Raw genomic sequence first — 14,356 nt, 5'->3', positions numbered from 1 at the left:
CATGATCTCTTTCAAGAATTTCGCCCTGCGGCGCGGCGAACGGCTGCTGCTGTCCGAAATGGACCTGACCATGCACGCCGGCTGGCGCGTGGGCGTCGTCGGCCGCAACGGCACCGGCAAGTCCTCCCTGTTCGCGGCCGTGCGCGGCGAAGTCGAGGCCGACAAGGGCGATCTCGACCTGCCCAACCGCCTGCGTCTGGCCAGCATCGCCCAGGAAATGCCGTCGCTGCCGGACCCGGCCATCGACTTCGTGCTCGGCGGTGACGCCGCGGTGGCCGCCGTGCTCAAGGCCGAGGCCGATGCGTTGGCTGCGGAGGACTGGGAAGCCGTCGCCGATGTGCACATGCGCATGGCCGAAGTCGGCGCCTACGACGCCGGCGCGCGCGCGGGCAAGCTGCTGCACGGTCTGGGCTTTCCGGCCGAGACCCACCAGCGCGCCGTCGCGACGTTCTCCGGCGGCTGGCGCGTGCGTCTGAATCTCGCGCGCGCGCTGATGACGCCCAGCGACATGCTGCTGCTCGACGAGCCGACCAACCATCTCGATCTCGACGCGGTGCTGTGGCTGGAGCAGTGGCTGCTGAAGTATCCGGGCACGCTGCTGCTGATCTCGCATGACCGCGAGTTCCTCGACAACGTCTGCACCCACACGCTGCATCTGCACGGTGGCAAGGCCAAGCTGTACTCCGGCGATTACACCTCGTTTGAGCGCCAGCGCTCCGAGCAGCTGCGCCTGCAGCAGATCACGCACGAGAAGTCGCAGGCCGAGAAGGCGCATCTGCAGAAGTTCATCGACCGCTTCAAGGCCAGCGCGGCCAAGGCCAAGCAGGCGCAGTCGCGGGTCAAGCGTCTGGCCAAGATGGCCGACACCGAAGCGGTGCGCGCCGAGCGCGAGGTGCAGATCGATTTCCCGGCGCCTGTGAAGCTGCCGCACGCGTTGCTGCGCATCAATCACGGCACCTGCGGCTATCCGACCGCGGACGGGCGGGTGGTCATTCTCGACAACGTCGGCTTCGGTCTCGAAGCCGGCGACCGCATCGGCCTGCTCGGCCCGAACGGCGCCGGCAAGTCGACGCTGGTCAAGACGCTGGTCGGCGAACTGCAGTTGCTGGCCGGCGAGCGCTACGCGCACCCGGACCTGCGCATCGGCTACTTCGCCCAGCACACGGTGGAATCGCTGGTCGCCGGCACCTCGCCGATTGACCATCTGCGCGAGATCTCGCCGACCGCGTCGATCCAGTCGTTCCGCGACTTCCTCGGCAAGTGGAGCTTCCCCGGCGATCGCGCGTTCGAAAGCATCGACGGCTTCTCCGGCGGCGAACGCGCGCGTCTGGCGCTGGCGCTGATCGCGTGGCTGCAGCCGAACGTGCTGCTGCTCGACGAACCGACCAACCATCTCGATCTCGAAATGCGCGAGGCCCTGGCCGAAGCGCTCAGCGACTTCGCCGGCGCGATCGTGCTGGTCTCGCATGACCGCCATCTCATCGGCCTGGTCAGCGACACCTTCTGGCGCGTGTCCGACGGCGTGGTGATTCCGTTCGACGGTGATCTCGACGAGTACGCGGCATGGCTGCGCGCGCGTGGCAATGCCGGCGAACTGCGCACGCCACCGCCGACCAAAGCCGACGCGCCCGCAGTTGCCGCCGCGCCGGCCGCGTCGCGTCCGAAGGCCAATCCGCACAAGCTGCAGAAGGCGGAAGGGCGCGTCGCCGAACTCGAGCAGGCGCTGTCGGACATCGACGGCGCGCTTGCCGATCCGGGCACGTATGCCGATCCCGACAAGGCCACGACGCTCGGCCAGCGCCAGGCCGTATTGCGTGCCGAACTCGAACAGGCCGAGGGCGATCTGCTGGCGCTGTACGAGGCTGCATGACCGCGATCCCCGGGCGTGCCCGGGTTGCCGCCCTTGCGGGTGGCGGTTAGGGTGATGCGATGAACACGAATCCGCTCCGACTCGCCCTGATCGCCACCGTGGTATCGCTCGCCGCCTGTGGTGGCAACGAATCCGCCGAACCCGCGCGTCCTGCCGCGGCCAATCCCACCGCCGATGCCGCCGCTGCTGCTGCGGCGGTCGACGCTGCCACCGAACGCGTGCCTGCCGACGAGTTCCTCGCGGCGATCTCGCGTCACTGCGGCGAAGCCTTCGCCGGTCGCATCGTCGCCAACGAGCCGGCACCCGCGCCCGGTGCCGAGCCCGATCCGTTCGAGGGCAAGGAACTCGTCATGCACGTGCGCGACTGCAGCAACCGGAAGGAAGAGCTGCGCATCCCGTTCCACGTCGGTGACGACCATTCGCGCACCTGGATCCTGACCCGCACCGAACACGGCCTGCGTCTCAAGCACGACCACCGCATGCCCGACGGCAGCGACGATCCGGTGACCATGTACGGCGGCGAATCGCAGAACGCCGGCACCGCGCAGCGCCAGGAATTCCCGGTCGACGCCGAGTCCATCGCGCTGTTCGAGAAGGAAGGGCTCAACGCCTCGGTCACCAACACCTGGGCGATGGAAATCGAGCCCGGCCAGCGCTTCGTCTACGAGCTGGCCCGTCCGGGCGGCCGCAAGTTCCAGGTCGAGTTCGACCTGACCAGGACCGTCGCCGCACCGCCGACACCCTGGGGCTACTGACGGCCACCACGGTCGCGCGCCCTCAGGGCGCGCCGGCCGGGGTCAGCCCGTTCTGCGCCTGCAACCACAGGCGCAGTTGTTTCACCGGCTCGCGTTCCGGTCGCGAGCGCAACCGGGTCAGCCAGTAGCGGCCCAGATCGATCCCGGTCCCGAACGGCTGCACCAGCCGGCCTTCGCGCAACTCGCGCTCGAACATCGCCAGGGGCACGAGGGCGACGCCGACCCCGGTCGCGGCCGCCCCGGCGAGCGCCAGCGACGAATCGAACATCGCACCACGCGCCTCGATGCCTTCGACGCCCGCGGCGCGGAACCAGCGTGGCCATTCGTCCTCGCGGTAGGACCGCAGCAGCGGCAGTGCGACCAGATCCTGCGGCGTACGCAGGCGATGGGCGACCGACGGTGCGCAGACCGGTGCGAACCGGGTGTCTGCGATCGGCGTGCACTGCAGGCCCTGCCAGTCGCCGTGGCCGAACCGGATCGCCACATCCAGCCCCTCGCTGGCCAGGTCGATGCGGTTGTTGTGCGTGGACAGGCGCAGATCGACGCCGGGATGGTCCGCTTCGAACCCGGGCAGGCGCGGCAGCAGCCAGCCGTTGACGAAGGTGCCCACTGCGCCGAGCGTGACCACCTCGCGCTCGGCGGTCGAGCTGGCGCGGTTGAGCGCCGCGGCGATGCGGTCGAAGGCCTCGTTGAGCACCGGATACAGCGCCACCGCCTCGTCGCTCAGCGCCACACCGCGCGGCAGCCGGTGGAAGAGGCGGATGCCCAGACCGTCTTCGAGCTTGCGGATCTGATGGCTCAGCGCGGCCTGGCTGACATGCAGTTCCAGCGCTGCCCGGGTGAGGTTCTGGTGGCGGGCGGCGGCCTCGAAGGCGCGCAGCGCGTTGAGCGGCAGAGGCGGTCGGGACATGCGCCGATATTAGTGTTTCGCATGCACTGCAGCGATCAGGGCGCGCAACTTGCCTCCAATCTCTTCACGGCATGAATTTTACTGGGGGCTGGTGCCGAAACAACGCGCTGGTGGCCTGCGCGGCTGGCGCCTAGCCTGGGTATACCGAATCTGCGAGGACGCTTTCATGCCATCACGACGGAATTTCCTGCATTGGGCGGGAGCTGCCTCCATCTCCTTGGCGGCGTTGCCGGTGGTGGCGCGCGCGACGGCCAGCGCGGGTACCCCGGCCGCGGTGGCCGCCGCACAGGACTGGCAAGCGCTGGAAGCAGCGAGCAGTGGACGTCTGGGCGTGACCTTGCTCGACACGGCCACCGGGCGTCGGGTTGGGCATCGACAGGACGAGCGCTTTCCGATGTGCAGCACGTTCAAGGCGGTGCTCGCTGCCGCCGTGCTCGCAAAGGTGGACAGCGCTGCCATGTCTCTGGACACGCGCCTGCCGGTCGACGCGCGCGAGCGCGTGCCGCATTCGCCGGGTACCACCCGCCACTTCGGCAAGGACATGACAGTGCGCGATCTGTGCCGCACCACCATGGTGACCAGTGACAACACAGCGGCCAATCTTCTGCTCGGCGTGGTCGGTGGGCCGGCCGGGCTGACCGCGTGGCTGCGTGGGAGCGGCGATGCGGTGACGCGCAGTGACCGCCTGGAGCCGGAAATGAACCGCTTCACGCCCGGCGACCCGCGCGACACCACCAGCCCTGCGGCGATGGCCCTGACCCTGCAGCGGGTGGTGCTCGCGGATGCCCTGTCACCCGCGTCACGTCAGCAACTGGCCGATTGGCTCATCGACAACGAGACCGGAGATGCCTGCATCCGCGCAGGCGTGGATGCGCGTTGGCGGGTGGGCGACAAGACGGGTAGCAATGGCGTGGACACGCGCAATGACATCGGTGTGCTGTGGCCACTGGCAGGCGGGACGCCCTGGGTACTGACCTGTTATCTGCAGGGTGCAGCGGGCATTGACAGCGCGGCACGCGATGCGGTGTTGGCACGCGCGTCCATGCTGGCCCAGCAGGTGATCGACGCGGGCTGAGCCAGGTTGCGGGAGACCGGGCTGAAAGCCGGCGGCGCACGCTCCGGTCTCAGGACAGTTTGGCGCAGGCACGTCCGGCGGCCGGCGCTGGCGGGTCTGAAGCATCCAGCGATCAGTCGCTTCACGAGTGCGCCGGCGCATGAGGGAGGGGACTCGCCCCCCTCTGCTCGCCGGTAATGGGGAATGTGCGGCCGAAAACGGCCGCCACCCTGCAAAAATCCAGCACAATCGCGCCCGGCCGGCTTGAAGCGGCCCGTGGCGCCCGCAAGTCGGTCGTCCGCACTTTCCCGCAACTTCCAGCCAGCCTCCCGACATGCCGATCTATGCCTTCCAGTGCGCCGAATGCGGCCACAGTTTCGACCGTCTGCAGAAGATGTCCGATCCCGACCCCGCCGCGTGCCCCGAGTGCGGCGCGTCAGACGTCAAGCGGCAGCTGACCGCGCCGTCGTTCCGGCTCGCCGGGAGCGGCTGGTACGAGACCGACTTCAAGAAGGACGGCGACAAGAAGCGCAATCTGGTCGAGAGCAGCGGTGGTGGCGCCACGTCCGGCGGTGACGCGCCGGCTTCTGCCCCGAAGGCGGATGCGAAGCCTGCAGCGACCGAATCCAAGCCGGCCGCCAAGCCCGCTTCGACGGATTGACCTGCACCGGGCCGCCGCGCCCGGCGCGTCGCCACGCGACGCCTTAAACTAGCGGGCTGTCAAAACCCGCGCGATGCACCGCGCCACCGGTCTGCCTGTCACGCACGCCGGTGCCCCCCGTGTCCGGAGTTTCCATGCGTACCCATTTCTGCGGCCTGATCGACGAATCGCTGATCGGCCAGACCGTCACCCTGTGCGGCTGGGCCGATGTCGCCCGCGACCTCGGCGGCGTCTGCTTCATCGACCTGCGTGACCACGAAGGCATCGTGCAGGTGGTCGCCGAATCGTCGGAGGCGGACGGCAATGCCGCCGTCGTCGCGACCGCGGAGAAGGTGGGCTACGAGGATTGCCTGCGCATCACCGGCACGGTGCGCGCGCGGCATTCGGTCAACGCGAAGATCCGCACCGGCCAGGTCGAGATCGTCGCCACGCAGATCGAAGTGTTGAACAAGGCCGAGCCGCTGCCGTTCCACCATCATGAGAACCCGGGCGAAGAAACGCGCCTGAAGTACCGCTATCTCGATCTGCGCAGCCCCGACATGCAGCGCAAGATGCGCACGCGCACCAAGCTGGTCAGCGCGCTGCGTCACTGGCTGGATGACAAGGGCTTCCAGGACATCGAAACGCCGATCCTGACGAAGGCGACGCCGGAAGGCGCGCGCGACTTCCTGGTGCCGGCGCGCATGCATCCCGGCGAGTTCTACGCGCTGCCGCAGTCGCCGCAGCTGTTCAAGCAGATCCTGATGATGGCGGGCTTCGACCGCTACTACCAGATCGCGCGCTGCTTCCGCGATGAAGCGCTGCGCGCCGATCGCCAGCTGGAATTCACCCAGCTCGACATGGAGTTCGCGTGGGTGTCGGAGCGTGACGTGCAGGATCTCGTGGAGGCGATGATCCGCGACGTGTTCCGCGATGTCGCCAACGTCGAACTCGCCGCCGAATTCCCGCGCATGACCTACGCCGAGGTGATGCGTCGCTACGGTTCCGACAAGCCGGATCTGCGTATCTCGCTTGAACTGGTCGACGTTGCCGATCTGGTCAAGGACAGCCAGTTCGCGGTGTTCACCGGCCCAGCCAACGAAGCCGGCGGCCGCGTCTGCGCGCTGCGCATTCCGGGTGGCGCGAGTCTGAGCCGCAAGCAGATCGACGAGTACGCCGCGCACGCTGGGAAGTACGGCGCGAAGGGTCTGGCCTACATCAAGATTTCGGAGGCGGGCGAAGTCTCGTCGCCGATCCAGAAGTTCTTCGACGAGGCAGCGTTCGCCGCGCTGGTGTCGCACGTCGGCGCCGGCAACGGCGACCTCGTGTTCTTCGGCGCCGGCAAGTATTCGACCGTCAGCGACTTCATGGGCGCGGTGCGCCTGAAGGCCGGCAAGGATTTCAGTCTGGTCGCCGACGGCTGGGCGCCGCTGTGGGTCACCGACTTCCCGATGTTCGAATGGGACGACGAGGCGCAGCGCTACGTCGCCCTGCATCACCCCTTCACCGCGCCGTCGGTCGACGACGAGGCCGACCTGCGCGCGAACGCCGCGACGGCCGTGTCGCGCGGTTACGACATGGTGCTCAACGGCAACGAGATCGGCGGCGGTTCGATCCGTATCCACCGCTCCTCGATGCAGTCGGCAGTGTTCGAACTGCTCGGCATCGGCGCCGAAGAAGCGCAGGCGAAGTTCGGCTTCCTGCTCGACGCGCTGAAGTACGGCGCGCCGCCGCACGGCGGCATCGCGTTCGGCATCGACCGCATCGCCGCGCTGATGGCTGGCACGGAATCCATCCGCGACGTCATCGCGTTCCCGAAGACCACTGGCGCGCAGTGCCTGATGACCGATGCGCCGTCGCCGATCGCTGATGCGCAGCTGGCCGAAGTGCACATCCAGGTCAGGCCTGTCGCGCCGAAGCCGGCGGTCTGATCCCGCGATGACGACGCTCCGCCGCGCCACCGTCGATGACGCGCAGACGCTGTCGGTGCTGGCCGCGCGTACGTTCACCGAGACCTTCGGCCATCTGTATCCGGCTGAGGATCTCGCGGCGTTTCTCGCCGATGCCTACGCGGTGGAGAAGCAGCGCACGATCCTCGCGCATCCCGACTACGCGGTCTGGCTGCTGGAACACGAGGGCGAGGCGATCGGCCACGCCGCTGCCGGTCCCTGTGGCCTGCCGCACGCCGCTGTCGCCAAGGGTGATGGCGAGCTCAAGCGACTCTATCTCGTGCAGGGCCACCAGGGCGGCGGCAACGGCACGCGGATGATGGACGCCGCGATGGACTGGCTGCTGCGCGATGGCCCGCGCACGCTGTGGGTCGGCGTGTGGTCGGAAAACCTCGGCGCGCAACGCTTCTACGCGCGCCACGGCTTCGAGCAGGTCGGTGACTACATCTTCCCGGTCGGCTCGATCAACGATCTGGAATTCATCCTGCGCCGTCCGGCGCAGGGCTGAGCGGGACGCGTCAGGCGCGTCCCACCCATCTGCGAATTACTCGGCGATCGACAGCGTCACGTCGATGTTGCAGCGGGTCGCATTCGAGTACGGGCACACGATGTGCGCGGCATCGACCAGGGTCTGCAGCTGCTCGCGATCCACGCCCGGCGCCGAAATGGTGAGGTCTGCCTGGATGCCGAAGCCGGTGGGAATCTTGCCGATACCGACCTTGCCGGTGACGGTGGTATCGGCCGGCAGCGCGACCTTGTGCTGGCCGGCGACGAACTTCAACGCGCCGAGGAAGCAGGCCGAATAGCCGGCTGCGAACAGCTGCTCGGGATTCGTGCCGGGGCCGCCGGCGCCGCCGAGCTCGCGCGGGGTCGACAGGGTGACGTCGAGGACGTTGTCGGACGAGGTGGCGCGGCCTTCGCGGCCGCCGGTTGCACTGGCGGTGGCGGTGTAGAGCACGGTTTCGATGGACATCGGAAATCTCCTGTCGGACCGGTCACGGAATGCGCCGGCGAGGTGGCCATCGTGCACGGTCTCGGACGACGATTGGTGATACAAAGTCCATGAAACTTGTCCCGGAGTCCTGTCGTGGTCGATCGTCTCGCGGCACTGCTCGACCGTTTTCCGATCGCCGCGCGCGTCGATCCGCTCGGCGATGGCGCGCCGGGCGCTGCACTGTGGCTGTTGCGCGATGGCGGCATCGCGCTGCCGGGCAGCGGCGCGTGGACGGGCCCGGGTCTGCTGTTGCTGCCACGCATGGAAGCCCGCGACGCGGTTATTCCCGAAGCCGGTGCGGCGTGGATGCGCGTGCGCCTCCTGTTCGAAGGCGGCGCCGATAGTCCGCTGGCCACGGCGTTGCCGGGCGCGCTGTGGGTCTCGCCGGATGCGCTGCCGGGTTCGCAGGGCCTGCTGGCGTTGCTGTTCGAAGAGGCCTTCGACGGACGGTGCGGCCGCACCGCGCTGATCGAGCGGCTGGTCGAAGCGCTGCTGGTGCAGGTGCTGCGCCAGCAGATGCAGGCTGGCGCGTTGCAGAGCGGATTGCTGGCTGGCATGGCGCATCCGCGGCTGCGGCGCGCGCTGGTCGCGATGCATGAAGCGCCCGCGCAGCCATGGTCGCTGGAAACACTCGCGGACGTGGCCGGCATGTCGCGCAGCGCGTTCGCCGATGCGTTCCGAGAGGCGATCGGGCAGACGCCGGGCCAATATCTGCAGGCCTGGCGCATCGGCCTCGCGCAACGCGCGCTGCGTCGCGGGCGGCCGCTGAAACTGATCGCCGACGAGGTCGGCTACGGCAGCGAGGCGGCGCTCTCGCGCGCGTTCAAGGCCCACAGCGGCATATCGCCGCGGGCGTGGCGACAGGCGCGCGTGGCGAGCGAGGCCGTCGCATGAGTGGCGGGCCGAGGCGCGTGCTGCTGCTGCACGGCATCTGGATGGTCGGTCTGACGATGCGCCGCTTTGCGCGCGGCCTCGCCGAGGCCGGATTCGAGACCGAAATCATCGGCTACCCCAGCATTGCCGGCGGTCCGGATGCGGCGGCCGAACGTCTGGTCGACGCACTTGCGCAAGGCCCGGCGCACGTCGTCGGCCACAGTCTGGGCGGCCTGTCGGCGCTGCAGGCAGCGGGCGCGACGCCGGGGCTGCCGGTGGGCCGCATCGTCTGTCTGGGCTCGCCGGTCTGTGGCAGCGGCGCGGCGCATGCGTTGTCTCGGGTGCCGATGTCGCATCTGTACTTCGGCCGCAGCGCCGACATCCTGCACGCCGGCTGCGTCGAATGGCCGGCCGGCCTCGAGGTGGGCATGGTCGCCGGCTGCGTGCCGCGCGGACTGGGTGCATTGCTGGCGCGGTTCAAAGGGCCGCACGACGGCACGGTGTCGGTCGAGGAAACGCGCGCGCCGGCGCTGGCCGACCACATCGTGGTGCAGGCCAGCCACAGTGGCCTGCTGCTGTCGGCCGACGCGGTGCGCCAGACCGTCGGATTCCTCCGCCACGGCCGCTTCGAACACGCGCGGCCCGGGCATGCGGAGTAAAATCGCCGGCTTCCAACGCCAACAGACCTGACACCCATGGGACGAGGACCTTCGATCGAGGCCCGCAAGAACGCGACCGACGCCAAGCGCGGCAAGATCTTCACCAAGATCATTCGCGAAATCGGTGTCGCGGCGCGTGCCGGCGGCGGTGATCCGTCGAACAACCCGCGCCTGCGCACGGCGATCGACAAGGGCATGGCCCAGAACATGACCAAGGACGTGGTCGAGCGCGCGATCAAGAAGGCGACCGGCGAGCTCGAAGGCGTCGAATACGAAGAGATCCGCTACGAGGGCTACGCCCCGGGCGGCGTCGCGGTGATCGTCGACACACTGACCGACAACCGCGTGCGCACCGTGGCCGAAGTCCGTCACGCGTTCGGCAAATGCGGCGGGAACATGGGCACCGAAGGCTCGGTCGCCTTCATGTTCAAGCGTCTGGGTGTGCTGAGTTTCGAGGGGTTGGACGAAGACACGGTGACCGAGGCAGCGATCGAAGCCGGCGCCGACGATGTCGTGGTGTATCCCGAGGACGGCGCGATCGACGTGGTCACCAGCGCGGACGCATTCGAATCCGTGCGCGACGCGATGGCCGCTGCCGGCATCGTCGCCGGCCATGCCGAAGTGACGTTCCGCGCGGACAACGACATCGCCGTCGACGGCGATACGGCCGAGCAGGTGCGCAAGATGCTCGATCTGCTCGAGGATCTGGACGACGTGCAGGCGGTCTACTCGAACGCGCAGTTCGAGGGCTGAAGACCCCCGTGACCCGCATCCTCGGCATCGATCCCGGTTCGCAGCGCACGGGGGTCGGCATCATCGACGTCGATGCGGCCGGGAAGGTCACGCATGTGTTCCATGCGCCGCTGGTGCTGGTGACCGCGGGCGAGTTTCCCGCGCGCCTGCGTCGCCTGCTCGACGGGCTGACCGCGCTGATCGTCGAACACCGGCCCGACGAGGTCGCGATCGAAAAAGTGTTCATGGCGCGCAATCCGGATTCGGCGCTGAAGCTCGGCCAGGCGCGCGGCGCCGCGATCGGCGCGGTGGTATTGCGCGATCTGCCGGTCAGCGAATACGCGGCCACCGAGGTCAAGCTGGCGGTGGTCGGTCGCGGCAGCGCCGAGAAGGCGCAGATCCAGCACATGGTCGGGTTGATGCTCGGCCTGTCGGGCAAGCTGCAGGCCGACGCCGCCGATGCGTTGGCGGTCGCGATCACCCATGCGCACGTCAGCGCCACCGCCAAGCGGCTGGGCGTCGGCGTGAAGCAGGCCTGGGGGCGCAAGGGATGAACGCAATCACGGTCACGAACCTGCGCAATGCCGGGTCCGCCGGGTTCTGGCCCGTTGCTTGCGTGTCTTCCGCACTTCACTACACACGTTCCATCCGCCCGGAGAGGCACAGCCGATGATCGGAAGACTGCGCGGCACGCTGGCGCACAAGGCACCGCCCTGGCTGGTGATCGACGTCAACGGTGTCGGCTACGAACTCGAAGCGCCGATGAGCACGTTCTACGACCTGCCCGAGGTCGGCCGCGAGGTCGCGTTGTTCACGCACTACGCGCAGAAGGAGGACAGCGTGTCGCTGTACGGCTTCCTGCACGAGTCCGAGCGGCGGCTGTTCCGTGATGTGCAGAAGGTCACCGGCATCGGCGCGAAGATCGCGCTGGCGGTGCTGTCGGGCGTCAGTGTCGATGCGTTCGCGCGGCTGGTGCAGACCGCGGACGTCATCGCCCTGACCAAGATTCCCGGCATCGGCAAGAAGACCGCCGAGCGCATGGTCGTCGAACTGCGCGATCGTGCGGCCGATCTGGCCGGCGCCGGTGGCGCGATCCACGGCGGCGCGGTGCCCAATGATCCGCTGTCGGAAGCCACCGTCGCCCTGCAGCAGCTGGGCTACAAACCGGCCGATGCGCAGAAGATGGCGAAGGCCGCGGCGAGTGAAGGCGACCCGCCCGAAATCATCATCCGGAAAGCGCTACAGTCCGCGCTTCGCTGACCCCCACCCCCACATCCGTCGGCAAGGTCGACACCACATGTCACACGCCAGCAGCCAGCCCGGCACGGGCCCGCGTACCCACGGTCCGGGGCATGGCAAGGTGGGGCTCGCCGGGCTGATCGCCGGCGCGATCGGTGTCGTCTTCGGCGACATCGGCACCAGCCCGCTGTACACGCTGCGCGAGGCGTTCTCGCCGCACTACGGGCTGGTCGCCAATCACGACACCGTGCTCGGCGTGCTGTCGATGATCTTCTGGTCGCTGATGATCGTGGTGACGCTCAAGTACGTCACGATCATCCTGCGCGCCGACAATGACGGCGAGGGCGGCATCATGGCGCTGATGGCGCTGGCCCAGCGCTGTCTCGCCAAGGGCGGAAAATCCGCGTATCTGGTCGGCATCCTCGGCGTCTTCGGCGCGTCGCTGTTCTTCAGCGACGGCGTGATCACGCCGGCAATCTCGGTGCTGTCGGCGGTCGAGGGTCTGGAGGTCGTGGCGCCCGGGCTGCACGCCTGGATCATCCCGATCACCGTCGTCGTACTGACGGCGCTGTTCGCCACCCAGCGTTACGGCACCGCCAAGGTCGGTCGCGTGTTCGGCCCGATCACGATGCTGTGGTTCCTGTCGCTCGCGGCGCTCGGCGTGCTCAACATCCTGCACGAGCCGGAAGTGCTCAACGCGATCAATCCGCTGTGGGCGGGACGCTTCTTCCTCGAGCACAGCTGGGGCGGCGTTTTCATCCTTGGCGCGGTGGTGCTGGCGGTGACCGGTGGTGAGGCGATCTACACCGACATGGGCCATTTTGGTGCCAAGCCGATCCGCTACGCCTGGTACTTCTTCGTGCTGCCGTCGCTGATGCTCAATTATCTGGGGCAGGGCGCACTGGTGCTCGAAGATCCGGCCGCGATCCAGAACCCGTTCTACATCGGCGTGCCGCAGTGGGCACGCTGGCCGATGATCGTGCTGGCCACCTGCGCGACCGTCATCGCCTCGCAGGCGGTCATCACCGGTGGTTTCTCGGTCGCGCGTCAGGCGATGCAGCTGGGCTACATCCCGCGCATGCACGTGCGCCACACCTCCAGCGACACCATTGGCCAGATCTACATTCCCGGCATCAACTGGGCGATGGCGATCGTCGTGATCGCGCTGGTGCTGACCTTCCAGACGTCATCCGCGCTGGCCGCGGCCTACGGCATTTCTGTGTCACTGACGATGCTGATCGACACCCTGCTGCTGATCGTCGTCGCCCGCGCGCTGTGGCCCCGCTGGCGACGCTGGGTGCTGCCGTGCTGCGCGGTCTTCATCTTCATCGACGTGGCGTTCGTCGTCGCCAACGGCGCCAAGGTGCTGCAGGGCGCGTGGTTCCCGCTGGTGCTCGGCATAACGCTGTTCACCCTGCTGCGCACCTGGCGCCGCGGCCGCCAGTTGCTGCACGCCGAAATCCAGAAAGACGGTATCCGTCTCGACACCTTCCTGCCGGGCCTGATGCTCGCCCCGCCGGTGCGCGTGCCCGGCACGGCGGTGTTTCTGACCAGCGACCGCGGCATCGTCCCGCACGCGCTGATGCACAACCTCAAGCACAACAAGGTGCTGCACGAGCGCAACGTGTTCCTGACCGTCGAAACGCTGACGCTGCCGTATGCCGCGCCGGACCGGCGTCTGAAGATGGATTCGATCGGCGACGACTTCCACCGCATCACGATCCGTTTCGGCTTCATGGAAACACCCGACGTGCCGATGGCGCTGATGCGCTGCGGCGACATCGAGCGCGGCATCGTCATCGATCCGATGGACACGACCTACTTCACCAGTCGCGAGACGGTGGTGGCGAGTCCGCGGCGCGGCATGCCGGTGTGGCGCGACAAGCTGTTCGCCTTCATGCACCGCAATGCGGCGCCGGCGACGGTGTTCTTCCGGATTCCAGGGAACCGGCTGGTGGAGCTGGGGTCGCAGGTACAGATCTGAGGCCACAGGCCTGCTGACGCGCAGGCCTGTGCCGGAACCGGACTCGTCACCGCCGCTGCGGAGCCGGCCAACGCGAGTCAGCGCGCCAGTGCCTGGTACTGCACCAGCAGCTGTTCGGCCATCCAGCGGGCCTGCGTCGCGCGCTCCAGCTCGTAGTGCAACTCGTACAGGCGCTGGCGCAGGTCACCATGACGCTCGTCGGTCCACTGGCCGCGTTCGAGTTCGCCGGTCAGGCGGCGATGCTCGGCCGTCAGCTGGTCGAGCGTCGTGCCTGCGTCGTAGACACCGCGCCCGGCCCGGTAGTACGGCAACAGGGCGGCGCGGATCTCGATCGGACAGATGTCGGGCGTGCCCGTGCCGCGCAGGGCCTGTCCCATGACCGCCTCCGGTCGGCAATAGAGCGCAAGGCCGGTGTGGTAGCCCTGGCCGTAGCGGAGGGGATCGCTGGGCAGGCCGGCGCGGGCACAGGCGCGGGTATGCCGGTCGAGTTGCGGATAGGCGCCGCGTGCTGCATCAGCGGTGCCCAGGGTGTGCCAGTCCACCGTGGCGCATTGCTGCGGTGTCAGGCTCGCGCAGCCGGACAGGCCGACTGCCGCCACGAGAGTCAACAGAATGCGTCCGGTCATGTGCCGCTCCTTGCGCCTGTGCCTGACCGTTCAACGTCTGGCCGGCGCGCGCGATGTCACGCGGGTCGACT

Annotated in this window: 15 protein-coding genes; 12 read left to right on the top strand and 3 right to left on the bottom strand. The window is 68.3% G+C overall.

What is annotated here, in order from left to right:
• The first annotated feature begins 1 nt into the window (after position 1).
• Together AC3A4E_RS14290 and AC3A4E_RS14285 are read left to right on the top strand one after the other, a co-directional pair.
• Positions 2-1,870, top strand: a complete 1,869-nt coding sequence (locus AC3A4E_RS14290; RefSeq protein WP_487632162.1) for an ABC-F family ATP-binding cassette domain-containing protein — start codon at positions 2-4, stop codon at positions 1,868-1,870.
• Between the two features lie 59 nt (positions 1,871-1,929).
• Entirely contained in the window at positions 1,930-2,625 is a 696-nt protein-coding gene (locus AC3A4E_RS14285) for a hypothetical protein (RefSeq protein WP_487632161.1), read from the top strand.
• Between the two features lie 22 nt (positions 2,626-2,647).
• Here the strand turns inward: AC3A4E_RS14285 and AC3A4E_RS14280 are convergent, their stop codons facing one another.
• Positions 2,648-3,535, bottom strand: coding sequence for a LysR substrate-binding domain-containing protein (locus tag AC3A4E_RS14280; RefSeq protein WP_487632160.1), 888 nt, complete (start codon positions 3,533-3,535; stop codon positions 2,648-2,650).
• A gap of 166 nt (positions 3,536-3,701) precedes the next feature.
• Here AC3A4E_RS14280 and bla point away from each other — a divergent pair, with 166 nt between their 5' ends.
• From bla to AC3A4E_RS14260, 4 genes are all read left to right on the top strand, one after another.
• On the top strand, positions 3,702-4,610 hold the full coding sequence (gene bla, locus AC3A4E_RS14275) for a class A beta-lactamase (RefSeq protein WP_487632159.1): 909 nt from the start codon (positions 3,702-3,704) through the stop codon (positions 4,608-4,610).
• Positions 4,611-4,923: 313 nt separating this feature from the next.
• Positions 4,924-5,250, top strand: coding sequence for an FmdB family zinc ribbon protein (locus AC3A4E_RS14270; RefSeq protein ID WP_487632158.1), 327 nt, complete (start codon positions 4,924-4,926; stop codon positions 5,248-5,250).
• A 134-nt stretch (positions 5,251-5,384) separates the two neighbouring features.
• Positions 5,385-7,160 (top strand): aspartate--tRNA ligase, encoded by a 1,776-nt coding sequence (gene aspS, locus AC3A4E_RS14265; RefSeq protein WP_487632157.1) that lies wholly within the window; start codon positions 5,385-5,387, stop codon positions 7,158-7,160.
• A gap of 7 nt (positions 7,161-7,167) precedes the next feature.
• Positions 7,168-7,686, top strand: a complete 519-nt coding sequence (locus AC3A4E_RS14260; RefSeq protein ID WP_487632156.1) for a GNAT family N-acetyltransferase — start codon at positions 7,168-7,170, stop codon at positions 7,684-7,686.
• Between the two features lie 36 nt (positions 7,687-7,722).
• Here the strand turns inward: AC3A4E_RS14260 and AC3A4E_RS14255 are convergent, their stop codons facing one another.
• On the bottom strand, positions 7,723-8,151 hold the full coding sequence (locus AC3A4E_RS14255; RefSeq protein WP_487632155.1) for an organic hydroperoxide resistance protein: 429 nt from the start codon (positions 8,149-8,151) through the stop codon (positions 7,723-7,725).
• Positions 8,152-8,265: 114 nt separating this feature from the next.
• Between AC3A4E_RS14255 and AC3A4E_RS14250 the strand changes: the two genes are divergently transcribed.
• The 6 genes from AC3A4E_RS14250 (at position 8,266) to AC3A4E_RS14225 (ending at position 13,659) form a co-directional block, all read left to right on the top strand.
• Positions 8,266-9,066: a helix-turn-helix domain-containing protein gene (locus tag AC3A4E_RS14250; RefSeq protein WP_487632154.1), complete on the top strand. Its 801-nt coding sequence runs from the start codon at positions 8,266-8,268 to the stop codon at positions 9,064-9,066.
• Positions 9,063-9,704: an esterase/lipase family protein gene (locus AC3A4E_RS14245; RefSeq protein ID WP_487632153.1), complete on the top strand. Its 642-nt coding sequence runs from the start codon at positions 9,063-9,065 to the stop codon at positions 9,702-9,704. Before AC3A4E_RS14250 ends, AC3A4E_RS14245 begins: the two co-directional genes overlap by 4 nt.
• A gap of 36 nt (positions 9,705-9,740) precedes the next feature.
• Positions 9,741-10,457 carry a YebC/PmpR family DNA-binding transcriptional regulator gene (locus tag AC3A4E_RS14240; protein ID WP_487632152.1) on the top strand — a complete coding sequence of 239 codons (717 nt, stop codon included), beginning with the start codon at positions 9,741-9,743 and terminating at the stop codon, positions 10,455-10,457.
• Positions 10,458-10,465: 8 nt separating this feature from the next.
• The gene (ruvC, locus tag AC3A4E_RS14235; protein WP_487628758.1) at positions 10,466-10,990 is read left to right on the top strand and encodes a crossover junction endodeoxyribonuclease RuvC; all 525 of its coding nucleotides are present in this window, start codon (positions 10,466-10,468) and stop codon (positions 10,988-10,990) included.
• A gap of 115 nt (positions 10,991-11,105) precedes the next feature.
• On the top strand, positions 11,106-11,696 hold the full coding sequence (gene ruvA / locus AC3A4E_RS14230; protein ID WP_487632151.1) for a Holliday junction branch migration protein RuvA: 591 nt from the start codon (positions 11,106-11,108) through the stop codon (positions 11,694-11,696).
• A gap of 37 nt (positions 11,697-11,733) precedes the next feature.
• A complete protein-coding gene (locus tag AC3A4E_RS14225; RefSeq protein WP_487632150.1) occupies positions 11,734-13,659 on the top strand; it encodes a potassium transporter Kup in 1,926 nt (641 codons plus the stop codon).
• A 77-nt stretch (positions 13,660-13,736) separates the two neighbouring features.
• On the opposite strand, the gene AC3A4E_RS14220 is transcribed toward AC3A4E_RS14225, so the two are convergent.
• The gene (locus AC3A4E_RS14220) at positions 13,737-14,285 is read right to left on the bottom strand and encodes a DUF2799 domain-containing protein (protein ID WP_487632149.1); all 549 of its coding nucleotides are present in this window, start codon (positions 14,283-14,285) and stop codon (positions 13,737-13,739) included.
• Positions 14,286-14,356: the final 71 nt, after the last annotated feature.

The sequence above is a fragment of the Luteimonas sp. Soil_N_1 genome (genome assembly GCF_057656255.1).
Note: the sequence above shows the minus strand (reverse complement) of the source record. Positions and strands in the feature narration are given on the sequence as shown.